Here is a 22,420-nt window from a genome sequence, read left to right on the forward strand (position 1 = left end):
TCCCCTGATTTTGGTAGGATGGGTAATACCAGAATGGCTAGAAAGGATGAATCCATCTATGTGGTTTGCCTTTTACATGACCGGTGTTCTCGCTTCCCTGGTAGCAAGCGTCTACTATAGTATCCATGCGCGCAGACGAGGCATCCATCCGCTTGAATCGCGTATGATGCTAGGGAAAATGAATGTGTCATTGGGGATACTCGTGTCTTTGTTCGGCATTAATCAGTTTACTTTTGATTCTCTCGATACGATCCGCATTGTTGTCGCGTTGATCATGTTGATTGTAGGGGCTATGAATTTATTTTTGGGAACTCGCAATTATTTCCGTTATCGTACAGCTTGGCAGGCAGAATTGAAAAAAGGGGTATAAGTGTTCAAAAACCTCAATAAGAAAAAGGCATGGGAACAGCTTTACGTTCCGCATGCCTTTTTTATTTTTGGGAAAACGTTGACTGGAAATACTTTTCCTCTATTCCCAGCTGTTTATCATACAAACCTGATAGAGCACTCGCTATAATGAATTTGTGTGACATTCTATTGCTTCGACAACCTGAGCGGCAGTGCCGAAGGTTGTCCTTTTTTCTGTTCAATTCAGAAGGAAACCATTTCCTGCTATTGCAGGTCTTCGGCTTTTGTCCACATTTCCTCTGGGTTCAGCTCATAGATGCCCTCTTCTCGATACATATAATGATTCATGATGAATTCCCGGCGAATCGTAGCATAATCCTCGTGGAATTGGCGAATGTATTCGTTGATCTCTTGTTCCTTGTATTTGCGGTCTTTTTCTAACCCACGGACCATGTGTTCAAAGACGATCAGCTTTTTCTTCCGCTGGGACGGAATTTGTTTCAGCTTGCCATCTGGCGTAATGAAGCTGCGAATGACCTGCATTTTTTCCGCTGCCATCTGGTGCCTCCTCTGAACATGTGAGTTGTCTTGCGCAAAAATGTCCTCTGTTGTCGAATCCTTTGCTTTTTCCATGACGTTCACGATTGCCTGCGACTGGCGTTTTACATTGGCTTCGTGCAGGTAAAAGTAAATGGTGTTTTTATCACGACGTTCGTAAACGACACCTGCTTCTCGAAGCTTTGCCATATGGTGGGTGATGGTAGGAGGTGTTACGCCGAGCTTGCCTGCCAACGCCTGTCCGTGCAGGGGACCATTTGCCAAAATCGCGAGAATGCGTACGCGCGTCGGGTCTCCGAGTGCTTTGTAAAAGGTGACGAGTTGGTTTAATTGCAAAACGAGGCACTCCTTTCTTTGTCTATTCGTTTCGATTAGATGATATTCTAATTAGATGATAAGTTTGATTTCTTTGGCTGTCAATTCGAGCACGTATCAAACACCCTTAGCCGTTGCTGTTGGTGGCAGCGGAAAAAGGAGAAAACGCTCGAGCTTCTTGGGCCCCCTGCATGGGGTCATTCCTGCACGGCTCCGTGGAAAAAGGGAAACCGCGTCCAAAGTAGTCCTCTCAGGGAGCATATTCAGAGGTGGACGCTTAAAGGCGTGTTTCCCTTTTTCCACTGCGCCTCGGCTGGTGTCCCAAAGAGCCTCGCTTATTTCTCCTTTTTCCTCGAAGCGGCTCTCGCTGTAGTTGTGACTGGTTTTTGTCAGTTAATCAGGATGATTGAAGCGTCTTGCATTCACCTTCAATGATGTTTAATAAAGCTGCGTAGAAGAAGCGCATTTCCAGTCCAAGCGCCTCTGAAGCCCATCTCAGCTCCGGAATGAATGACGGGGAATTTCAGCTTTTATTACATACAAAAACGCATTTGCGTTTTCTGGTTTGAAGCGCTCCCGTCATTCATTCCGGAGCGGACAGTCTTCCCCCCTTGCGGGGCGGAGGCCGAAGCGTAGACTGGAAATGCGCTTCTTCTCCCCACTACAGCCACTTTTCCAAAAAAAAGAACAGTCATAAAGAGACTGTTCCTTTAACGCTCAATAATTTGCGCAGTAATCATGGCCTGCCCCACGAGCTGATCCCCGTGGAATACGGATACTTCGACTTTTCCGAAGCGGCGGCTGATGTCCAATAGGCGCGGCTTAACTTCGATATGACTTTCCATCTGGACTGGCTTTAGGAAATAGACGGTGATATTTTCCGGTACCATGTCGCCTCGACGATGATGACGCAGCAGGTTACAAGCAGCCTCGACCATGACCGTCGTCATAATTCCGCTGGCAATCGTACCGAGATGGTTGGTCATTTGTGGGCTCACATCCCCAAGATAGACCATCTCATCTGCTTGTCGCTCCTCACGGAAATGGGACATGATCAGATTCGGGAACGTTTCACTCATCTGGGGTTGCTTAGCTGTAAATTGCAGTGCTTTTAACACGTCGTTGCGGCTCAAGACCCCTACGAGCTTGCGATGGTTGTCTACGACAGGCAATAGCTCGATTCCTTCCCACACCATGGTGTGCGCAGATGACGCTACGGATACCCGCGGCGAGGTCGTAATCGGGTTTTTCGTCATGACCTTATCGATCGTCGCCGTTTCCTCGTGACCGATGATGTCTTTAGAGGTAACAATCCCGATCAGGCGCATCTGCTCGTCAACGACGGGGAATCTCGTGTCCTGATACAGCTCCGTATACTGGTGCCACTTAGCAACAGAATCTGATGTCAATAAGACAGGCGTTTCTGCAAGCGGCTTCAAAATATCCTCTACCATTACGATTTCCTTTTTGATGAGGCGATCATAAATGGCTCGGTTAATCATCGATGCTACCGTAAAGGAGTCGTAGCTGGAGGAGATGATTGGCAGCGCTAAGCGGTCAGCCAGCTGCTTGATTTCCTCGCTTGTATCGAATCCCCCGGTAATTAATACAGCAGCCCCTTGCTGCAAAGCGATTTTGTGCGCCTGATAGCGGTTACCGACAATCAAGAGACTTCCGGCATCGATATAGCGCATCATGGCTTCGAGCTGCATGGCTCCTATTACAAATTTATTCAAGGTCTTGTGTAAGCCTTCACGTCCGGCTTGCACATGACCATCGACGATGTTCACAACCTCCGCAAAGGTCAAACGTTCAATATTTTCCTTTTGCTTCTTCTCGATTCTCACCGTGCCGACACGCTCAATCGTGCTGACGTATCCTTGTGTTTCCGCTTCCTTGATCGCGCGGTATGCAGTCCCTTCACTCACATCCAGGTCTTTCGCGATCTGCCGCACGGAAATCTTCGAACCGATCGGAAGGCGATCAATATGTTGCAAGATTTGTTCATGTTTCGTTGCCATATTGCTATTCCCCCTTCCTTTTCTCCCACCCGTTCCATGTACGTGCGCTCCTTCGACCAATATACCCGAAGGCGGGGCAAAAAAAAAGGGTAGCTTTTTCGAAAGCTACCGACCAGAAAGTATATCATTAAGGGGGTTTTCATCGTGCTTTTATCATACCCAAGGAATATTACAGGATTATTACAACACAGTTACAGTTTCTTTTCAGTTTTAGTACGTGTTCAAAAAACGACTCTTTGAACTTCCTTTTTCTTAACCGAAGAAGTTTGCCAATAATCCTTGGAATAGCCCTATAATCCCGCCAAGGATAAATCCGAGCACGGTAATCATGCGGAATTCCTTGCCTGAGATCCCGACAACCATCTCTTCAATTCTTTCAATCGGGAAACCCTCTACTTGCCGGGTAACAATATCCCGGATGGTCAGGCGCGAAAATATTCTCTCTATGTTTTGTTGCAGCGTGTCCACCATCCACTTTGCCAAACGAGGAACGAGTTCCGTTGTCACCGTCTCAGAAAAAGGCGCTGTCAAACGAGACAGAGGCTCGTCCACGATACGCAGGCTTTGCTCCTCCAGCTTTGCAAAAAGCTTCCGCGCCCAGTCGTCCACTTGATCTCGCCCAATCCAGGCAACCACTTCGCCCACATTTTTGTCCAAGAGCTTGTCCGCTTCCTTATGCAAAAAGTAGTGCACGCGCTCGGAAAGCTCTCTGCTTTGCAATAGCTCATCGAGATACGGGAGAATCTTGCCCAAAATCTTGTCATCCCCAAGAAACATCCCGACCAAGCCACCAAACATGCCTCCGCCTCCACCGAGCAATCCGCGAACCATGTTTTGCAAGGTTTGCTGACCTTCCGGGGAATGTAAATATTCGCGGAAACGTTTCAAAAGCAGTTCGCTCACACTGCCAAGTGCAACATCCAGGCGCTCTCGTCCGTTTTCCGTAACGAACTCTCGCAGTTTTTTCTCTTCATATTGTGCCAGAACCTGTTCAACAAAAGTACCCCATTTCGCCTCGATAGGCGCGCGGACACCCTCACTCCACGTTCCGTCTTCCTTAAATAACTGTGGCATCACCGTGAGCAATGCTTGACGTAGACTACGCTCATCTGTCATCCAGTCGCGAGCGATGGTGTTCATCCATCCCGTCAGTGTGCTCTCCAAACCACTCTGGTTCAGCGCACGCTTGACCCCCTCTGTCGTCAGCAAATGTTCTTCGACGAGTCTGCCCATTTGTATCGCGATATCGTCCCGTCTCCTCGGGATCAATCCCGGAGTAAAAGGCACTTTCCATCTGCCTATATACCACGGTTTTACTGGTTTAAACAGCATTCGGATGGCTAAATCATTCGTCACTCCACCGATGACAGAGCCTACTGCAATATTCACTAATAGTATCCAAGCGTTCATAAATCCTAACAACCTCTCTTCTCTACATGGCACCAAACGTTTTGGATGCTCATACCATAGACTAACTTTTGCCTGATGGGAAGGGGATACTCATGTCCTACGTTCCAACAATCGTTGTTGAAAACGAGATAATATCGGAAGTAGACCTTTACCTGCCCCAGGCGCACTTGCGCAAATGGAATCTTTCAACACCGTCCACCATTGCGGTTCAATTTGGGAGCAAAACCGTTTCCGCACGCTTAGGCAGTTGGGAACGGGGAGGCAAAACCTCGGGTAAAACCTTCATACGACCATCTTTAGCTCAATCACTACATCTGCCCAGGGGCGTTCCACTCTTAATCCGTTATGATGCGAGTCAGAAAACAATCGTTTTCGGACCGTATGTAGGTGTTCTTGTTTCGACCTACAATGCAGCGTTCTCGCAAGCACCGTTTGGACACCTAAACTCTTTCTTCCAGGAGATGTCTGATATCACCCGTAAACGCGGAGGTATCCTTTGTGTATTTCGGCTTCAGGATGTCAACTGGGATGCGGAAATCGTGCGCGGCATCGTTAGAAGAGGAGGCGTCTGGAGACAAACCTTACTTCCTCTTCCGCAATGCATTTACAACCGGCTCGTATCCCGCCAACGCGAACGAAGTGAACAGATGGTCAACTGGGTTCAACGCTGCAAGGACGCTTCCATTCCCTTTTTTAACGAGCGTTTTTTGAATAAGTGGCATGTACACGCCGCTCTTGAGAATCAACCAACAGCCTCCGAACATCTTCCTAGTATGGTTCGTTATTTGAAACAGGAAGACCTACGGCAAATGCTATCTACGTATCGCACCGTTTATGCAAAACCAGCTAACGGCAGCATGGGGCGCGGGATCATTCGAGTTCGCAGTTCGCCCGAGGGATACCAGCTCGCGTTCCCCGGAGGATTGCGCAAATCATTTGCTAGCATTCAGAGCTTACATCAGTATTTGCAAAAAAGGGCAAAAGGCACATCCTATTTGCTGCAACAAGGGTTAACGTTAATCGGCATCCAAGGACGACCGACAGATTTTCGTGTATTGGTACAAAAAGACCGAAAAGGCGAATGGTCCATCACTTCCATGGTAGCTCGCCTGGGATTAAACCACATTGTTTCCAATATAGCCAGAGGCGGGCAAATGATGACTCCCCTTCAGGCGCTGCGAGTTTGTGGACCACGGGCGAGCGCGATTCGACCATCCCCTCAAACGTTACGCGCAGTAGCACTTAAGCTCGCGATCCTTTTAGAAGAATCACTGCCTGGGCAGTACGCAGAATTCGGAATTGATCTGGGAGTCGATGTCCATGGACGTGTGTGGCTATTGGAGGTCAACAGCAAGCCATCCAAGACAGCCAAAACCGTTCCGTTGCCTGAGGGTGCCGAAGAGCTGCCTCGGCGTGCTCGCCCTTCTGTCATTCGCATGCTGGATTATTCCGCCTTTCTAAGTGGTTTTCCCCGGACCATTCAACCACAAAAGACGATAAAAAGAAGACCGAAGCGCAACAAAAACAGGCGAAGGTGACCTACATGACAGCATCCGAGAGAAGTCTGGGCATCATGGCCCGGTGCCAAGGCTCCCACTTTGTAGACAAAGGGTACTACAAAAAGCTTACGCTCTATGGACGCAAGCACGGCATTCGCGTCTTCGTTTTTTCACCACGTCAGGTTAACTTTTCCACCCGAATGGTAAAAGGCTTCGAATATCGCAATGGGTCCTGGCACGCGAAAGACTTCCCAATCCCCGCCTTTATCTATGATCGTTGCTTTGTGGGCCCATCTTATCGCCACTATAAACCATTTGTGGAAAAGTTGCAAAACGATCGCAACATTACGTTTTTGGGGCATGGTCTGTCTGGAAAATGGCAGGTGCACCAGATGCTCGTTAAGTCCCCTCTCCTCGCCCCGCTGCTCCCGCCTACTGAAATATTCTCATATCCTGTGCTCCATGCAACCTTGCAAAAATACGGGGCAGCCATCATCAAGCCGATGGCGGGAACTCACGGTATTGGCGTCGTGAGAATCAAAGAAGTGCGCAGTGGCTATGAAGCTTCTGGACGAAACCGAGACAATAAGCCTTTCACCAGGCGAATTCGTGACACTGCCGGATTAAAAAGTTTTGTGTCTGTCTTTACTGCCGGCCGCAAGTTCCTGGTACAGCCCTATTTGGAGTTGCATACCCCGGATGGTACCCCATTCGATGTCCGTGTTCTGGTTCAAAAAAACGGGCTGGGTAAATGGGGGACGACTGGCAAAGCTGTGCGACTGGGAGATAAACGCAGTATCACCTCCAATTTGCACGGAGGAGGGAAAGCAACACCTCTGGCCTCTTTCCTGCCCCTTCACTTCACATCCGCAAAAGCGGCACGCATCGAGCAAACAATCAAGCGAGTGGCAGAAGAACTTCCCCGTTTTTTGGAAGAGTCACACGGCAGACTCGTTGAGCTGGGAATCGATATTGGCATCGACACCGCAGGTAATGTTTGGATCATTGAGGTAAACAGCAGGCCAGGGCGAACCGTTTTTCGCATGATTGACGACCCGACTGCACAACTGCATTCGATTACTCAGCCTGTTCGCTACGCCCACTATCTCATGAAAGAGCGTGTAGGAGGTTAAAGCATGGAAACGTTCAGAATGCGGCTTCGCTTCCTTTCCAACCCCCGTATCAGTGGGATTATCCTACCAGCTACTCTCTTCCAACAGCTACAGCTACGGCAACGCCAAAAAATAAAGGTCTTACTGGGTAAAAAGGAAGTAGTCGCAACTGTCTTACAAGATAAACGCAATCCGGATACGAACGTCTTGAAAGTGACGACGCTCTTGCAAACGGAGCTGGGCATTCCTCACCCTGGCTTGATCCAGCTCAAACTAGAAGGCTCCGCACTCCGGATCGGTCCTTCAATCGGGATCGTTACGACTGGCATAAGACGAGATCCCAAGCAGCCAATTGGCCCTCGCACCTCGTTTTTTTACAATCTGTTACAAGCTCAAGAAGGGAAAGGCGTTTTCTACTATATATTTTCCCCAACCGATGTGGACTGGGAATCCAGTACGGTCAAAGCGTGGTTTTTGCGCAGAAACAAGTCAGGCGGCTACTTTTGGAAAAAGCATGTGACCGCCATGCCCGATGTCGTCTATGATCGTATTCCCTCTCGTTCGGCAGAAAAACATGAAGCCGTCCAGGAATTCAAGTTTCGACTCGCCAGTTACCCCAATTTACCAATGTTCAATCAGGGCTTTTTTAACAAATGGGGCGTGCACCAACTGCTTTATCCGAATCCAGAAGTGAATGAGCATATCCCGGAGACTTACACCTCTCCTTCTCTTACCACTGTTCGAAACTTGCTGCGTAAATACCCCATCGTTTACTTGAAGCCCAAAAATGGAAGTCTCGGGTACGGTATTGTCAAAGTTGTTCACCAGGCAGGCGGTGGCTTTACTGCCTCCTATCATACAGGCAGCGGCAATGTAAAAAGACAATTTTCCAAGCTGTCCAGCCTTTATCAGCATGTCTTCCGCAGTCGTCGCGTCAGTGCGTATCTGGCACAACAGGGCATTTCGCTCATGACATTCCATGGACGACCGTTTGATTTCCGTGTTCACTTGCATAAAAATCAGCAAAACGAGTGGGTCGTCTCCTGCACGGCAGCCAAGGTTGCCGGTTCTGGCAGCGTAACTACCCACGTACGCACGGGTGGAACTGTCATCCCCGGCGATGACCTGTTGCAGCACCTGTTTGGCAGACAAAAACCCCTCATGACTCAGCGCATTTCTGACGCGTCGATCCGACTCGCTACTGCAATCGAACTGGCAAAAGGGATTGATTTAGGAGAATTGGGGCTGGACATGGGGATTGATACGCAAGGCCATGTCTGGATGTTCGAAGCGAATTCCAAGCCTGGCCGTTCTATATTCAAGCACGCCCGACTCAAGGAAGCTGATCACGAATCACGCAAGTTGCTCGTCGATTATAGCTGTTACTTGGCCAATTTCTAGTCGCACGCGATCTGTACCGTTTTTCAGGAAGGAGGAACACCATGCTTCAGCAGCGCTCCGGGTGGCTGACGATCCTCCCTAGTGGTAGATGGTTCGTACAGTTACCTCGGCTAGTCCTTAAACGCTCGCCAAAGCCACTGGTCGCCAGTCTCGGTCCCTTTTCTCATACGAAACGGATATACGCTGGTTTACCCCGCGTGCAAGCAAGCCGTATTCGTACACGCATTAACTGGAAAATGGCGGACGACTCCCTGAAGCTTGGCCCATTATTTGGCATATTGACCGTTGGTGAAGGGGCAACATTTTTAGGAAATCGCGAGAACTTCAAGGATATTACTCAATCGGGAAAACAATGGGGTGCACTCGTATATGTGTTCACTCCTCAAGGAATCAATTGGGAGAAGAAAAAGGTGCGCGGCTATTTGTACAACAATCGTCTTAACTCGTGGCAAGAGGTGATTCTACCTTTTCCCCATGTGGTTTACAACCGAATTCCGACGAGAAAAGCAGAACGGCGCCCTGAAGTCCGAAGAGCATTGAACCGCATTCATGAGATGCCAAATGTCACATTGTTTAATCGCAGCTTTTTTGACAAGCAAAAGCTGTTTACGATGCTTGAGTCCCACCTGGAGGTGCAAGCTTTTCTACCAGATACGAAACAGCTGGACACCTTGGCTCGCTTTCGAAGCTTTTGCACTGAACATCGCTTTGTCTACTTGAAACCTGTGCGCGGTAGAGCTGGTCAGGGGATTATGCGCATTGAGTTCAAAAACGATAAGTGGTTCCTGCAACGGTTAAAGGAGCAAAAGGCCATTACTCGCCGCTTTTCCAATTTGAATGACGTATGGAAGCATATTAGACTTCATGTCAAACAGCAGAAGTACATCATGCAGCAAGGTATCCATCGTGCCCGTTACAACGGCAAACCTTTTGATGTGCGCGTCCTCGTACAGAAAGATGGCGAGGGCGAGTGGAGCGTAACCGGAGTTGGCATTAGAAGGTCTGGCTCGCAAAGCATCACCACTCATGTGCCACGCGGCGGCTCGATCCACTCGTTATCAACCGTTACGCAAGCCTTGTTTACTAATAATCACGAGCAAATGGAAAGACACATTCACGATACGGCACTCGCCATCGCACGATCATTAAATGCAGAATGGACGGATTTGGCTGAGATGTCGATGGACCTTGGCTTGACAGAAGAAGGAAAGCTATGGCTTTTTGAAGCGAATGCAAAGCCGGAGAAATTCGATGAACCATCGATTCGACGATTATCGTTAGCCAATTTGATCCACTACGCACAACATGTCTCCCACTTGCAAAGCAAGCGAGGGAATGCCGCAGGATAAGGGAGTCGAACAGCACTGGCTGATTCACAGACGACCTTGGTGCGATTTGCCCGTCAGGAAGGGGAACGGCGCATCACCCAACGGACGACTGGCTGACGCGATTGACCCCCAGGCTGTTGGCTCATAATGGGTCAATCCTTCCTGATTGTAGATAAACGCTACCGCAATAGGTGAATCGGCATGCTGGCTGTACGTGCGGGTAGCACTGAACAATGAGGCAAGTCACACGTTTTGATCTAAAGGAACATGCCGTTTAGACTCCGGCATGTTTTTTTCGTTATCGGATGCATGACATGATCGACCTTGGAAAAAATACTCCATGGAGGTGGTCTTAACCATGACCCATACAATTAACCATATGATGCAATCCCAACAACAACCGCAATTTTTTGGAGCAATGAGCCCTGCAGGCGCGATGTTCCAACAAGGATACGCCGGAACAAACGTACAGGAAGTACAGCATTGGAACCACGGCGGGCATGCCCAATCCATCGGGACCCCTACACCGGGCATGTCCTACGGCGGGGCACAATCGATTTTTTCCCCTAACTTTGCGAATACCAATGTCCAGGAAGTAAGACAGCTCAATCAAGCTGGTTATCCTCAACAACAACAGCAGCAATATGGCTATGGGCAAAATCAAGCGCTTCACCCTATGCAAAACCAATTCTCCGGCTATGCACAAGGCCAGCAAGCTGGCTACATACAAGCACAGCCTTCTTATCAGCAATCGGTTGGACAAGGCTCCATTTTCTCTCCGGGCTTTGCCGGCACAAATGTTCAAGCGGTTCAAGCTCGCAATCAAGTTGGCTATAGCGGCTACGGAGGACAAGCTGGCTATACGAATCAAGCAGCGTATCCGCCGCCAGCGATGACTGGTAGTATTTTTGCGCCTGGCTTTGCCAATACCAATGTCCAGGAAGTTCGCCAGTTGAATAACACTGGCTATGGCATGCAAGCGCAACAAGGTCAGCAGCAGCAACCTCAGCTACAACCTCAGCTACAGCCACAGGCATATGCCAATCAGGCGTACAGCAATCAGGCTGGCGCAGGAGCACAATCGATCTTCTCTCCCGGCTTTGCTGGCACAAACACACAAGAGGTTCACCAATTAAACACCCCAGGCCAGATGGCTCCTCACACAGGCTCCATTTTCCCTGGCACTTTCTAAATGAGAAAAGCGTGACCATCCATCGCGACGGTCACGCTTTTTGTTATGAGTCAGCGGTCTCCATTTTCCCAAATCGCCTGATACACGGCGTGCAAATCTTGCAGACTCTCTTCATCCACTGTAAAAATGATGCTACCAAACACGTAGGCATCCTTCTGCACGCAGGACCATCCATCCCCGGTTGGTTGAAACTGCGCCTCCACACACACCTCCGTCTGATCCAGCAGTTGCCGTACCGCTACATGCTTTTCCAACGAAGGTCGATATCTTTCCATCACTTGCGCAAGGCGTTCATCCTGACGCGCCAGTCGATACAGGGCAAGCTCAATCTGGAGCCAGCAGGTCACATAAAAATGAAACTCCAAAAATAACGTGTGTACGGCTTCACGGATTTTGTCGTGGTCACCAGCTTCCAAGGCTGCACGTGCTTCCTGCTTTTTCTCCTGAATCAGGTCAAAATGACTGACTGCTCCACGGTAAAACTTGCGCACCACGTTGTACAACATATCTGGCGTACGCTGCGGAAGATTTCGATGTCGGTTTTGCACATCTCGCATGGCTTGTTCTCCTCTTTCCGACGCTCGTTTTCTTCTATTGTACAACAATGGTGCACGATGCAGGCAGCCTACTCTTTCCCGTTTTTCCAGTAGTCATAAGCATGAATGGCGAGCCCCCAATAAGAGGAGTACCGATCCAGCGCTTTTGTCACCAGATCCAGCTGCCGATCCATTTCGCCCATGCCTTCCTCGTAAAAGGTGATCCCATTCCCTTCGTGGCTCTCTTTTGTCTCCACGGCGACGACCAGCTTTTTCTGGAGGCTCTCTGCGTACTTCATCTGATTTTCAACCAAGCCGATGATGCTGGGAGCACGATCGCGAAATGCCATCAAGGTCGTATGATCAACCTGTTTGATCATCCAATGCGAAAACGGCAATTCGGGCTGACCTGGAGTCGGTGTCTTGTCCAGCCATGCAGCGAGATCGACGCTCGCTTCCAAGGAAGTCCCGTCCTTGGTCTCCTCGACAAATGCTTCGATGTTGTCCATCCACTGGCGCAAGACTTCCTCTTTATCCTCACGCCAGACAGGAAGGACATACGGCTCGATATCTAAGTGAATGCCGTGAAATTGCTCTTCTGTCGAAACAGACTCATTGTAGTCTTTCACCCAATTCACGAGTTTCATGATCTTGCTCCGATTTTCAGCCATCGCCCAAATCGGATGACCGCCCATCGCATGAACCTCGATACCCGCTTCACGAGCCTCTCTCACGAAATCGCGATAATAGGAAGTCGGCTGCTCCAAATCAAGACGAACATAGAGGAGATTCACCCCGTTTTGTTCCGCAAAGGAGAGAATTTCCTCCTTTTCCGTGCCAATCAATTCTGCACGCCATATGTAGGTGCCTCTGTAGCGTTGCTTCGTTACCGGGGGCAGTGGCGTCGCCTCCTTCCAGTAGCGATAATCGTGAATCGCGACACCAGAGAAGGACGGATGCTGTGCCAAATGTGCAGGCAATTGCTCTAATTGCTGTTTCATAAGAGCCGGACCTTCCTCTGCAAAAGAAGCATGGTCTTCATCAAGTGGCTTCATATTTACAGCAACCAAGACACGCGTCTCTAATTCATCCGCTTCCTTCATTTCCTGATCAATCAAATTCAGGATGCCGTTTTGACCGGAAAGTGTGTCACGATACGCCATGATACATACCGTATCAAACTGGCTGATCATCCATTTGGACAAGGACATCTCTTCTTGTCCCGGAACGGGGATATCGTCCAGCCAAAATGGAATGGCTGCACTGGCAACCAAATCCTCATCTTTTGACACCTCGGCTGTGAACGCCTGCACATTGGCTTGCCATTCACGGATAATCCGCTTCTGATCGTCCTCCCAAAACGGCAGGAGATACGGCTCGATGTCTAACTGAATCCCGCGAATTAGCTCATTCTTTTCCGCTTCTCGGTTGTAGCTTTTTACCCAGTGGACGATATTCATCATCCGCTTTTCATTGCTCTTGAGTGCCCATGCCGGATGGCCAGCAACCGCATGAACCTCGATCCCCATCTCTGTTGCTTCGCGGATAAAATCGCGGTAGTAATCATAGGGCTTGTTCATTTCAATTCGCAAGTAGACGAGATTAATATCGTTACTTTTGCAGAAATCGAGAATCTCTTGTTTCTCTCTCCCGATCATTTCGGATTGCCAGATCCACGTTGCTTTACTCTTCTTCTCCGCGGGGGAAAAGCCGAACAGAAAGCCGACAGTCAGGCAGAGAACACTCAAATAGATGCGCGCAGCTTTCATTCTTCAAAGTTGCTCCTCTCGTTGACTTGCGTGCTTCCAGCTCTCGTAATCATGGATCGCACTTCCCGCAAACGCCGGATTGTTTGACAGCTCCTCTTGTAAAATGGCCAACTGGTTGTTCATCTCTTCAGTGCCTTCTTCATAAAAACTCACATGAGCGCCTTCCATCGTTTCCATGATGTTGACGCCTACGATAACCGACCCTTTTTTGTGTACATTGGCATCATCGACGATCTTCTCTACTATTTCGATGATCCCATTTTGCCCAAGGGCTTGATTGCGGTAGGCCATTAACGTAATACTGTCGAGTCGTTGCACCATCCAGTTGCTCACTTTCTCATCACTGCCAGGAACGTTTACGGAGTCGATCCAAAAAGGCAAGTCGGCACCGACAGCGAGATCCGTATCCTTCTTCGTCTCTGCTGCCAGATAGCTGACATTTTTCAGCCATTGCCGGACGATTTTTTCCTGGTCTTCCTTCCATGCAGGCAACAAATACGGCTCGATATCGACGTGAATTCCCGAGAATCGTTCATCTGACTTGGCATTGCGATTGAACGCCTTCACCCAGGAGATGAGATCGTCGATGCTCTGGCGATTCGCGGTTAACGCCCAATTTGGGTCACCGCCAAGCGCCTCTACCTTAATGCCTACTTGGTTGGCTTTTTCAATGAAGGTACGATACGTCTCTGGCGCAACTACAGCTGGTTCAACGTGAAGATAGATCAGGTTGATGTCGTTTTTCTCGGCAAACTCGATCATTTCATCGGTTTGGGTCTCCATTTGCTTGGCATCCCATATCCAAGTTGCTTTTGTCAGGGCGGAGCGGGTGTTTGCCAACGACAGCATGATGATCGAAGCCACTGTCACAAGGAGCAGCGCTATCCAAAGCCAGCTATATCGACGAAATACCTGCATCAGTGCTGGTCGATACCATACTGTTGTGTCGTCGCTCCCACTCCAGCAAAAGCCCGCTCACCAAACGTACTGCCGTCAACCGCTGAAAACGGTTGAATTCTCGTGTAATCCTCGATGCTCTTGTTTTTGATCAGCGCGTGCGGCCCGATTTGGCAGCCTTTACCAATCTGTGTTTCGCCAAAAAGGCAGGTGCCCGGATAGAGCACCGTATCACGCCCGATCATTACGTCCGAATCGATGTACGTCGAGCTCGGATCTATCATTGTAACTCCGTTTCGCATATGGAAATCGTTGATTCGCTTGCGCATCAGCTGCTCCAAATCAGCGAGCTGCACACGATCATTGACGCCATTGCCTTCTTCGGGATCATCCGTTGCAAACGCCGCTACCAAATGACCTTGCTCTTGCAATAGCCCCAGAACGTCCGGCAAGTAAAACTCCCCTTGCGCGTTTTCGTTTGAGACCATCGGCAGCATTGAAAACAGCTTTTGATTGTCGAAGCAAAAGATTCCGGTACTGATCTCATTCACCTTTTTTTGTCCCAAGGTCGCGTCTTTTTCCTCGATAATTTTTCGGACATCGCCGTTCTCGTCGCGAATGATCCTGCCATAGCCTGTAGGCTCGTCCACAATGGCGGTCAAAACCGTGGCTGCTGCCTGTTTTAGTTGGTGATACTCGAGCAAGCTTCGCAGCGTCTGTTCTTGTACGAGCGGTGTATCACCATTCATGACAATCGTTACGCCATCCTGCGCCCCGAGAATTTCGTGGCTCATCCAAACAGCATGAGCGGTCCCAAGCTGTTCCGGTTGATACGCATACTGAACGCGGTTTTTCAGCTGCTCTTTGACCACTTCGGCTCCGTGACCGACAACGACGACTAAGTGGCGAAGTGACAATGCTTCCAATGTCTCTACAACATGTTCAATCATCGGCTTCCCGCAGATTGGATGCATGACCTTGTAGAGCGAAGATTTCATTCTGGTACCTTTTCCTGCTGCGAGTACTACTGCATGTATGTTCATCCTATCGCCTCCGTCTTGGTCAGCTCCCCTTTTGCAAGCTGACCTTGTTGGATTTGCTGATCGAAGTATGGTTTCAATTCATAGGTCAGTGTGTCAATCATCATGGTCAAATCAATGTCTTTCCTCTGCACGCCCAGCTGATAGGCCTGAAGCATAATCTCCAGTAATTTCTCCTGATTCAACGTCCGCTTCGAGGTGTTCATTCATCCTTCCCCCTTCTTGCTATCAATGCCTGTTCAAAAAGTCGATTTTTTGAACTTCCTTACGACTGACGTTTGTGTTTATTCAACTGTTACACTTTTGGCCAAATTTCGTGGACGATCTACGTCATTGCCGAGCGCAACAGAAGTGTAATACGAAATGAGCTGGAGGGGGATAACGCCTAGAACCGGTGTAAGCAAGGCATCCGTCTGCGGAATCAGGCAAACATCATCAACCGAGCGATGCAGCTCTACATGTCCATCTAAGGTAATACCGAGAACTTTTGCTCCACGGGCTTTCACTTCTGTAATATTACTGATCATTTTCTCATGCAGCTCATCCTGTGTAGCCAAGGCAATGACTCTCGTTCCCTCTTCGATCAGCGCCAGCGTGCCGTGCTTTAGCTCCCCTGCCGCATACGCCTCCGAGTGAATATACGAGATTTCCTTCAGCTTGAGCGAGCCTTCCATAGATACTGCATGATCAAGTCCTCGTCCGATGAAAAACAGATGCTGCTCGTCCTTGATCGATTCAGCGAAATGACGAATCTCATCTGCATGCTCGAGTATATGCTCGACTTGATCCGGGAGACCGGTCAGTTGGTCAAGCAGTGAGGCACGGGTGTCAGCGTCCAGTGTTCCCTTCGCTTGCGCCAAATAGATGCCGAGCAAGTAAAACGCAATCAGTTGCGAGGTATATGCCTTCGTCGAAGCAACCGCGATTTCCGGACCTGCATTTGTCGTAATCACGTCATCGGCATCACGGGCAATCGAGCTACCGACTACATTCGTAATAGCGAGTACTGCTGAACCGTTTCGTTTGGCTTCACGCATGGCTGCCAATGTATCTGCTGTTTCCCCTGATTGACTGACGGCAATCGTAAGCGTATTGGGTTGAAAGAGTGGGCGACGGTAACGAAACTCCGACGCTACATCTACTTCTACCGGAATCTGTGCCAGTCGTTCGATCACATGCTTGCCGATCAAGCCTGCATGATAAGCGGTACCGCATGCGACAATGTAGATTTTCTCCACACGCTTGGCACTCGATTCTGATAACTGAAGATTAGGAAAAATAACCTTTTGCTGTGTAGCATCGATTCGTCCTGTCATTGTATTGCGCAGGGCACGCGGCTGCTCGTAAATTTCCTTTTGCATATAGTGAGCAAAGCCGTCTTTTTCCGCTTGCTCCTTGTCCCACTCAATTCGCACCAGCTCTCGCTCGATTGGCTCCGTCGTATCCAGACGCATGACGTGAACTGAATCTTTGGTCAGAATCGCCAGGTCTCCGTCTTCGAGAACGTACACATCGCGCGTATGCTCCAGGATCGCCGGGATATCAGAACCGATGAAATTCTCATTCTCCCCTACCCCGATAATCAACGGGCTCGCCATACGAACTGCAATCAGCTTGTCAGGCTCATGCTCCGTCATCACACCGAGAGCAAATGCTCCGCGGATTTTGCCAGCGACCTTCTGCACTGCCGCAACCAGGTTGTTGTCGTATTCCTGCGCCAAAAGGTGCACGATGACCTCCGTGTCCGTCTCCGAAGTAAACGTCACGCCTTGTTCCATCAACTCCTGCTTGAGATCCAGGTAGTTTTCGATAATGCCGTTATGCACGATCGAAAACTTGCCGGATTGATCAAAATGAGGATGAGAGTTTTCGTCAGACGGTCGTCCGTGTGTCGCCCAGCGCGTATGACCAATGCCAATGGAGCCCTGCAAGCCTGACTTTTGGGTTTGGCTCTCCAGTACGTCAATTCTGCCTTTTGCCTTGCGAATGCCGATGGTTGCTCCATCACAAATCGCAATGCCAGCTGAATCGTACCCTCTGTATTCCAGCTTTCGCAGCCCATTGATTAGAATCGGCTGCGCTTCCCTGTTCCCGATATATCCCATAATTCCGCACATGTCTTCGGTTCCTCCCTTGTTGCGTATAATGTTCGGACTTTGTATTATGCGAGCAAGCTGACGACTTCCTTCTCCTGCTTGATAGCGACTGAGGTTCCGATGCGATACACATTCGAATTCGTGATGCCCTCAAACGCATTGCGTGTATCGATAATGGCCACTCCCAAATCCGCCAGTTCCTGATAGGCAAAGCTTTGGTGATTCGTAATAAGCACCATGCAATCGTAAGTCTTGAACGCCTCGTAGTCATTGGCGATGGAGTGGATGATCTCACCTTTTTTATTCACAAAGCTCTGCGCATACGGGTCGAAATAGTCGACAGTTGCTCCGCTATTGGTGAACAGCTCGTAAATCTCCAGCCCAGGTGATTCCCGCAGGTCATCAACTTCCGGCTTGTAGGCCATACCAAGAATTAAGATGCGTGAGCTGTTGATCGCTTTGGCGTAAATGTTGAGCACTTGTGCTGTCTTATTGCGCACATAGTCCGGCATGTTGTCGTTAATCGATTGGGCGATCTCAATAAATTGGCTGTGAAAACGAAAGCCCTTGGCCTTCCACGACAAATACATCGGATCGAGCGGTATGCAATGCCCACCGATTCCGGGTCCCGGGTAAAACGGCATGAACCCGAAAGGCTTGGTCGATGCGGCCTTGATTACTTCCCAAACATTGATGCCCATTCTGTCGCACATCATTGCCATCTCATTCATGAAGGCAATATTGACGCTACGGAAGGTATTTTCCAAAAGCTTGGACATCTCCGCCACCTTTGGCGAAGAGACCGGCACGACAGTTTTAACCAGGCTGCCGTACAAGAGCGTGCCTAACTCCATGCAACGTTCTGTCGTCCCGCCGATCACCTTTGGCGTATTGTACGTACTGTATTTGCGATTGCCCGGGTCGACCCTCTCCGGCGAGTAGCAGAGGAAGAAGTCGATGCCAGCCCGATAGCCCAGCTTTTCAAATTCACGCTGGATTAGTTCTTCCGTCGTTCCCGGATAAGTTGTGCTCTCTAGCGTAATGAGCATTCCTCTTTTCATGAATCTCTTGATTTGCTCGACAACGTTTGTAATGTAAGAGGTGTCCGGGTCCTGATTGGGACTGAGTGGCGTCGGAACGCAAATGCTGATCGCATCCAACTCCTCGATGACGCTATAATCAGTCGTCGGAAAAAAGCGATTGGTCGCGAGGCATTCCTGCAAGGTTTCATTAGAAATATCCTGGACGTAAGACTCTCCTCTTTTCAGGCTCTCGATTTTTCCGCCATGCAGATCGATTCCGATTACGGTATAACCACTCTTGATCGTCTCTATCGCCAGCGGCAGCCCTACATACCCAAGCCCAATGACACCTACTCTCGCTGTCTTCATTTGAATCTTTTGTTGCAGTTCCTCGTATCTCGCCATCCTCGTTTCTCTCCCTTTCTCTTTCTAGAATTATGAAATCAGCCTTTTCACCCTGGCTTCTAGCTCTACCGGGGAGAATGGCTTGGTAATGTAGTCAGATGCTCCCATCGCAAACGATTTTTGCACATCTTCTTCCAGACGTTTGTCTGTGAGCACCATGATCTTGCTCATGGAAGCGCTGATATGCTTGATTTTTTCCATCAGCTGGTATCCATTGAGGATAGGGAGATTCAGGTCGGTAATCACAAGATCAGGGGCGACCTCCTGATATTTTTCCATGCCATCCATCCCGTCATTGGCTACCGTAACGAGATACCCTTTGCGCTGAAAGTAGATGCTCAAAAACTCGTTGACAGTCTCATCATGGTTAACCAGCAAAATACTTGCCGGCTCCTCTTTTTGAGCGGGATTCTGCTCGTAAATCTTGATCTCCCCATGAGCGCCCGGCTCTCTCATCTCTTGGATCATCCGCATCAGCATTTGACCGGACGAGCGCGAGCTTTCGGGAAAACTCGCAATCAAGAGGCTGCCTGCTACCAGTTTGTGCTCTTGCAAATAGTCTTTGACACGCAAAGCATAGAAATGGGTGCTCGAAAGCTTCTGTCCTTCAAGCAGTATTCCGAAGAGCTGCTTGTTTTTGTCATACGCGTAGTGCAAAACAATCTCGGAGCCGTCACCTGAACGAGTGCCCAGGTCTTGCTTGATCAGCTCCATTGACTCTTTCGTGAGGGTTTTGCAAGCCGCCAGAATAACCCCACACGCCAATTGTTTCTCTTCCATCTTGCTCAGATGCTCGTAAAAAACAGGTACGAGATTACTCATGATCTAGCCTCCAAACTTGAAATGTTTTCGCTGCCCTTCGTCTGCCAGCTCGTCCGCGTCATCGTTCCCCACGAGTTGTTGTTGCGCAAATATTCAATATGACCGAGGAATCTCCAGATGACACCGATTTGCCGATAGCCGAAGAACATCAGTATCGTATAGAAAAGCATTTTGACGATGTCTCGAAAACGCGGATACCGTCGAAATGCGATTTCCTCCAGAAATAAGGAGCCAATGCCAAGCAGCATGCCATACAGCACATTGAGCAAGCCGTAGATTAAGAGGACGTAGCCGTTGGTCATATCCAGCAAGGTATAACCGATGAGGGCCAATAGACCCGTGATGCGAAAGTACGGATTTAAGGTTTCAAACAAGATATTGAACGGTAGCGTGAGCATCCCGAACAGCTTGTACTTGGGGCGAAACGCCATGTGTCTGCCGTACTCAATCATGTTTTTCAGATTGCCGCGTCCCCATCTGCGCCGTTGACTGCCCAAGATTTTGAGCGTATCCGGCGCTTGTGTCCAGCAGACTGCATCGGGGCAAAATGCCACTCGGTACGGTAGCTTGTTTTCCAGCATGTACTTGTGCAGCTTGATGATGATGTTCATGTCTTCACCCGGATACCCCTCGCGATAACCGCCTACCTTGATGATGTAATCCTTGCGAAAAACACCGAACGCGCCTGAGACGATAATCAATCCGTTGATCGCGCTCCAGCCGATGCGTCCCCCGAGAAACGCCTTGAGGTATTCGACGGACTGCATCATCGGCAAAAACTTGTCTGGCAAACGAATGTCCTTCACGACACCGTCTTCGATCTTGCAGCCGTTGGCAATGCGGATATCTCCGCCGATGGCAACTGTTTCATCCGGGTTTTCCATATACACCTTCGCAATGCGAATCAGCGCGTCTTTTTCCAGCAAGGAATCTGCATCAATGGAAGCGATCAACGGATAGTGGGAGAGATTGATCCCCGCATTGAGCGAGTCAGCTTTTCCTCCGTTCTCTTTGTCGATCAAATACAGATTCGGAAAAGCCGGATTGTGGTAGATTCCCCTGATCTTCGACGTATGAAGAAGCGGCTGCACCGGCATGTGCTCGGAGTAAACTAGCGAAAACTCGTTAATCATTACCTGCAAGGTATCATCCTTCGATCCATCGTTGACCACGAGCACCTCGTAGCGTGGATAGTTCAAGGATAAGAGCGACCTTACATTTTCAATAATCGTCAGCTCCTCGTTGTATGCTGGCACGAGAATCGAAATCGGCGGAACGTGCTCAGAGCCTGAAAGTGTCTGGAATCTCGAATAGATGGAGCTTTTTAAGATTCCCATGATGCTATTGAACGAGAACAGCATGATGATGAAGTACAAAGAGTTGATCACGATGACGTAATAGACTGCAAATACTCCGTAGTAAAGTAGAAAATCTCTCATGGCAGCCTCCTTTCGCTCTATCTTTCCAGTGCCTGAACCGTGGAGATCGTTTTGCGATACGACTTGCGGTACATATGCAGCTTTTCGTTGTATTGCACGAGCTTCTCGGTCGCTGTTGCACCCTGTAGAACCAGCTTCTCTTTTTCCAACTCCTCCTGGATCACTTGATGAGCCATCTCGCTCTTATGACCGTTTCTCTCTTCCTGCAAAATCTCACACAGGGCAGCAAAGCCTTCGACCTCTAGCTGCGCCAGGCTACGTGCACTGTGATGACGAACCCACCAGTTCACATCGCCCACCGCCTTTTTCAGCGAGGGGATGTACGAATGCAATTTCAGTGAGCCAATTGCCTTCGCTGTCATTGCCCGAATTTCCCAATCTTTGTGATTCATAAAAGCAGTGACTGTCTGCTCATTCATATAGCGGATATCCCGACACATGAGCTTGACTGCCTTAATTCGGACTTCCTTGTCAGGCGATTGAATGAGCTGGTATAGCGCAGGCTCAATGCCGGGCTGTGCATGCACGGCGTAGCCAATCAGTCCGATTTGGACCAGTTCAGCATCGGATTCTTGTAAAAACTGTGCAAAAAGCGGTGCCGTATCCACCTGCGTATCACTGATGATGTCCACGATGAGCTGGTGGACATTTTTCTTCGCTCCAACAACGTGGGTCACCATTTCCCGCAAATCTTCTGTATTGCGTGCACATTTGGCGACGGAACGAGCAATGATAAAAACACTAATGTCATTTGTGTTTTTTTGCAGGAGGGTTAAGAGAGCAGGTACGGCGAGCTTGGAGCGCATGATCCCCAAATTGTAAGCGGCATCCACTCTCGTCCATTTCCACCAGCCATTTAGTCTTTGCATGTCCAGCTCTACGAGTCCCATATCCTCGCAGAGCCAGATCAGCTTGTCCCGATGAATGCCAGTAACCCGCTCCATCAGCTCAAACAGCTTTTTCTGAATGATTTGCTTTTCTTTTGGTGTCACAGCGCCATAAGGCACTTGCAAACGCTCCTCTTCTTCCCCGTGTGCTTGGAGGTAAACGAAGTAGTCGCGATATTTTTCCAAACAACGCATGGTCTGTTTCTCCACCGAAATGTTGCGCAGCTTCAGTGCGAACAAGACAAGCAAGCCTAGTACTGTCAATCCACATAGCGCGTACAGAAAAACAATTGCCGTCGCCAATGGTGTTTGCACGTTTGCCA

Annotated in this window: 20 protein-coding genes; 6 read left to right on the top strand and 14 right to left on the bottom strand. The window is 49.3% G+C overall.

What is annotated here, in order from left to right:
- Positions 1 to 58: 58 nt before the first annotated feature.
- The gene (locus HP399_RS24125; protein WP_173620008.1) at positions 59 to 370 is read left to right on the top strand and encodes a YtpI family protein; all 312 of its coding nucleotides are present in this window, start codon (positions 59 to 61) and stop codon (positions 368 to 370) included.
- A gap of 242 nt (positions 371 to 612) precedes the next feature.
- Here HP399_RS24125 and HP399_RS24130 read toward each other — a convergent pair whose 3' ends face one another.
- The 3 genes from HP399_RS24130 to HP399_RS24140 form a co-directional block, all read right to left on the bottom strand.
- Positions 613 to 1,242 carry a DUF2087 domain-containing protein gene (locus HP399_RS24130; protein ID WP_173620009.1) on the bottom strand — a complete coding sequence of 210 codons (630 nt, stop codon included), beginning with the start codon at positions 1,240 to 1,242 and terminating at the stop codon, positions 613 to 615.
- Positions 1,243 to 1,931: 689 nt separating this feature from the next.
- Positions 1,932 to 3,242, bottom strand: a complete 1,311-nt coding sequence (locus HP399_RS24135; RefSeq protein WP_173620010.1) for a DRTGG domain-containing protein — start codon at positions 3,240 to 3,242, stop codon at positions 1,932 to 1,934.
- A gap of 252 nt (positions 3,243 to 3,494) precedes the next feature.
- A complete protein-coding gene (locus tag HP399_RS24140; protein ID WP_173620011.1) occupies positions 3,495 to 4,652 on the bottom strand; it encodes a DUF445 domain-containing protein in 1,158 nt (385 codons plus the stop codon).
- A 92-nt stretch (positions 4,653 to 4,744) separates the two neighbouring features.
- Between HP399_RS24140 and HP399_RS24145 the strand changes: the two genes are divergently transcribed.
- The 4 genes from HP399_RS24145 to HP399_RS24160 are packed head-to-tail and all read left to right on the top strand — an operon-like array spanning position 4,745 to position 10,013.
- Positions 4,745 to 6,190, top strand: a complete 1,446-nt coding sequence (locus HP399_RS24145) for a YheC/YheD family endospore coat-associated protein (protein WP_173620012.1) — start codon at positions 4,745 to 4,747, stop codon at positions 6,188 to 6,190.
- 5 nt (positions 6,191 to 6,195) lie between these two features.
- Entirely contained in the window at positions 6,196 to 7,284 is a 1,089-nt protein-coding gene (locus tag HP399_RS24150) for a YheC/YheD family endospore coat-associated protein (RefSeq protein ID WP_173620013.1), read from the top strand.
- A 3-nt stretch (positions 7,285 to 7,287) separates the two neighbouring features.
- Positions 7,288 to 8,664: a YheC/YheD family endospore coat-associated protein gene (locus tag HP399_RS24155; RefSeq protein ID WP_173620014.1), complete on the top strand. Its 1,377-nt coding sequence runs from the start codon at positions 7,288 to 7,290 to the stop codon at positions 8,662 to 8,664.
- 41 nt (positions 8,665 to 8,705) lie between these two features.
- Positions 8,706 to 10,013, top strand: a complete 1,308-nt coding sequence (locus HP399_RS24160) for a YheC/YheD family endospore coat-associated protein (protein ID WP_173620015.1) — start codon at positions 8,706 to 8,708, stop codon at positions 10,011 to 10,013.
- Positions 10,014 to 10,037: 24 nt separating this feature from the next.
- Here HP399_RS24160 and HP399_RS24165 read toward each other — a convergent pair whose 3' ends face one another.
- Positions 10,038 to 10,226, bottom strand: coding sequence for a hypothetical protein (locus HP399_RS24165; RefSeq protein ID WP_173620016.1), 189 nt, complete (start codon positions 10,224 to 10,226; stop codon positions 10,038 to 10,040).
- Between the two features lie 124 nt (positions 10,227 to 10,350).
- Here HP399_RS24165 and HP399_RS24170 point away from each other — a divergent pair, with 124 nt between their 5' ends.
- On the top strand, positions 10,351 to 11,184 hold the full coding sequence (locus tag HP399_RS24170) for a hypothetical protein (RefSeq protein ID WP_173620017.1): 834 nt from the start codon (positions 10,351 to 10,353) through the stop codon (positions 11,182 to 11,184).
- A 50-nt stretch (positions 11,185 to 11,234) separates the two neighbouring features.
- Here the strand turns inward: HP399_RS24170 and HP399_RS24175 are convergent, their stop codons facing one another.
- From HP399_RS24175 to HP399_RS24220, 10 genes are all read right to left on the bottom strand, one after another.
- Positions 11,235 to 11,741: a hypothetical protein gene (locus HP399_RS24175; RefSeq protein WP_173620018.1), complete on the bottom strand. Its 507-nt coding sequence runs from the start codon at positions 11,739 to 11,741 to the stop codon at positions 11,235 to 11,237.
- Positions 11,742 to 11,809: 68 nt separating this feature from the next.
- Positions 11,810 to 13,489, bottom strand: coding sequence for a hypothetical protein (locus HP399_RS24180; protein ID WP_173620019.1), 1,680 nt, complete (start codon positions 13,487 to 13,489; stop codon positions 11,810 to 11,812).
- Positions 13,490 to 13,492: 3 nt separating this feature from the next.
- The gene (locus HP399_RS24185; RefSeq protein ID WP_228088332.1) at positions 13,493 to 14,359 is read right to left on the bottom strand and encodes a hypothetical protein; all 867 of its coding nucleotides are present in this window, start codon (positions 14,357 to 14,359) and stop codon (positions 13,493 to 13,495) included.
- A 47-nt stretch (positions 14,360 to 14,406) separates the two neighbouring features.
- The gene (gene glmU / locus HP399_RS24190; protein WP_173620021.1) at positions 14,407 to 15,429 is read right to left on the bottom strand and encodes a bifunctional UDP-N-acetylglucosamine diphosphorylase/glucosamine-1-phosphate N-acetyltransferase GlmU; all 1,023 of its coding nucleotides are present in this window, start codon (positions 15,427 to 15,429) and stop codon (positions 14,407 to 14,409) included.
- Positions 15,426 to 15,632 carry a hypothetical protein gene (locus tag HP399_RS24195; RefSeq protein WP_007728018.1) on the bottom strand — a complete coding sequence of 69 codons (207 nt, stop codon included), beginning with the start codon at positions 15,630 to 15,632 and terminating at the stop codon, positions 15,426 to 15,428. The genes glmU and HP399_RS24195 overlap by 4 nt, the downstream gene beginning before the upstream one ends.
- Positions 15,633 to 15,710: 78 nt before the next feature.
- Positions 15,711 to 17,543 carry a glutamine--fructose-6-phosphate transaminase (isomerizing) gene (gene glmS / locus HP399_RS24200; protein WP_173620022.1) on the bottom strand — a complete coding sequence of 611 codons (1,833 nt, stop codon included), beginning with the start codon at positions 17,541 to 17,543 and terminating at the stop codon, positions 15,711 to 15,713.
- Positions 17,544 to 17,587: 44 nt separating this feature from the next.
- Positions 17,588 to 18,949, bottom strand: a complete 1,362-nt coding sequence (locus HP399_RS24205; RefSeq protein ID WP_173620023.1) for a nucleotide sugar dehydrogenase — start codon at positions 18,947 to 18,949, stop codon at positions 17,588 to 17,590.
- A gap of 30 nt (positions 18,950 to 18,979) precedes the next feature.
- Positions 18,980 to 19,771 (bottom strand): response regulator transcription factor, encoded by a 792-nt coding sequence (locus HP399_RS24210; protein ID WP_173620024.1) that lies wholly within the window; start codon positions 19,769 to 19,771, stop codon positions 18,980 to 18,982.
- Positions 19,768 to 21,210, bottom strand: coding sequence for a glycosyltransferase family 2 protein (locus tag HP399_RS24215; protein WP_173620025.1), 1,443 nt, complete (start codon positions 21,208 to 21,210; stop codon positions 19,768 to 19,770). Before HP399_RS24215 ends, HP399_RS24210 begins: the two co-directional genes overlap by 4 nt.
- A gap of 17 nt (positions 21,211 to 21,227) precedes the next feature.
- A complete protein-coding gene (locus HP399_RS24220; protein WP_173620026.1) occupies positions 21,228 to 22,412 on the bottom strand; it encodes a HEAT repeat domain-containing protein in 1,185 nt (394 codons plus the stop codon).
- Positions 22,413 to 22,420: the final 8 nt, after the last annotated feature.

The sequence above is a fragment of the Brevibacillus sp. DP1.3A genome, from assembly GCF_013284245.2.
Lineage (GTDB): Bacteria > Bacillota > Bacilli > Brevibacillales > Brevibacillaceae > Brevibacillus.

Coding starts and splice junctions, on each gene's coding strand:
- HP399_RS24125 (WP_173620008.1), top strand. CDS start 59: ATGTGGTTTGCCTTTTACATGACCGGTGTTCTCGCTTCCCTGGTAGCA.
- HP399_RS24135 (WP_173620010.1), bottom strand. CDS start 3,242: ATGGCAACGAAACATGAACAAATCTTGCAACATATTGATCGCCTTCCG.
- HP399_RS24140 (WP_173620011.1), bottom strand. CDS start 4,652: ATGAACGCTTGGATACTATTAGTGAATATTGCAGTAGGCTCTGTCATC.
- HP399_RS24145 (WP_173620012.1), top strand. CDS start 4,745: ATGTCCTACGTTCCAACAATCGTTGTTGAAAACGAGATAATATCGGAA.
- HP399_RS24150 (WP_173620013.1), top strand. CDS start 6,196: ATGACAGCATCCGAGAGAAGTCTGGGCATCATGGCCCGGTGCCAAGGC.
- HP399_RS24155 (WP_173620014.1), top strand. CDS start 7,288: ATGGAAACGTTCAGAATGCGGCTTCGCTTCCTTTCCAACCCCCGTATC.
- HP399_RS24160 (WP_173620015.1), top strand. CDS start 8,706: ATGCTTCAGCAGCGCTCCGGGTGGCTGACGATCCTCCCTAGTGGTAGA.
- HP399_RS24170 (WP_173620017.1), top strand. CDS start 10,351: ATGACCCATACAATTAACCATATGATGCAATCCCAACAACAACCGCAA.
- HP399_RS24175 (WP_173620018.1), bottom strand. CDS start 11,741: ATGCGAGATGTGCAAAACCGACATCGAAATCTTCCGCAGCGTACGCCA.
- HP399_RS24180 (WP_173620019.1), bottom strand. CDS start 13,489: ATGAAAGCTGCGCGCATCTATTTGAGTGTTCTCTGCCTGACTGTCGGC.
- glmU (WP_173620021.1), bottom strand. CDS start 15,429: ATGAACATACATGCAGTAGTACTCGCAGCAGGAAAAGGTACCAGAATG.
- HP399_RS24195 (WP_007728018.1), bottom strand. CDS start 15,632: ATGAACACCTCGAAGCGGACGTTGAATCAGGAGAAATTACTGGAGATT.
- glmS (WP_173620022.1), bottom strand. CDS start 17,543: ATGTGCGGAATTATGGGATATATCGGGAACAGGGAAGCGCAGCCGATT.
- HP399_RS24205 (WP_173620023.1), bottom strand. CDS start 18,949: ATGGCGAGATACGAGGAACTGCAACAAAAGATTCAAATGAAGACAGCG.
- HP399_RS24210 (WP_173620024.1), bottom strand. CDS start 19,771: ATGAGTAATCTCGTACCTGTTTTTTACGAGCATCTGAGCAAGATGGAA.
- HP399_RS24215 (WP_173620025.1), bottom strand. CDS start 21,210: ATGAGAGATTTTCTACTTTACTACGGAGTATTTGCAGTCTATTACGTC.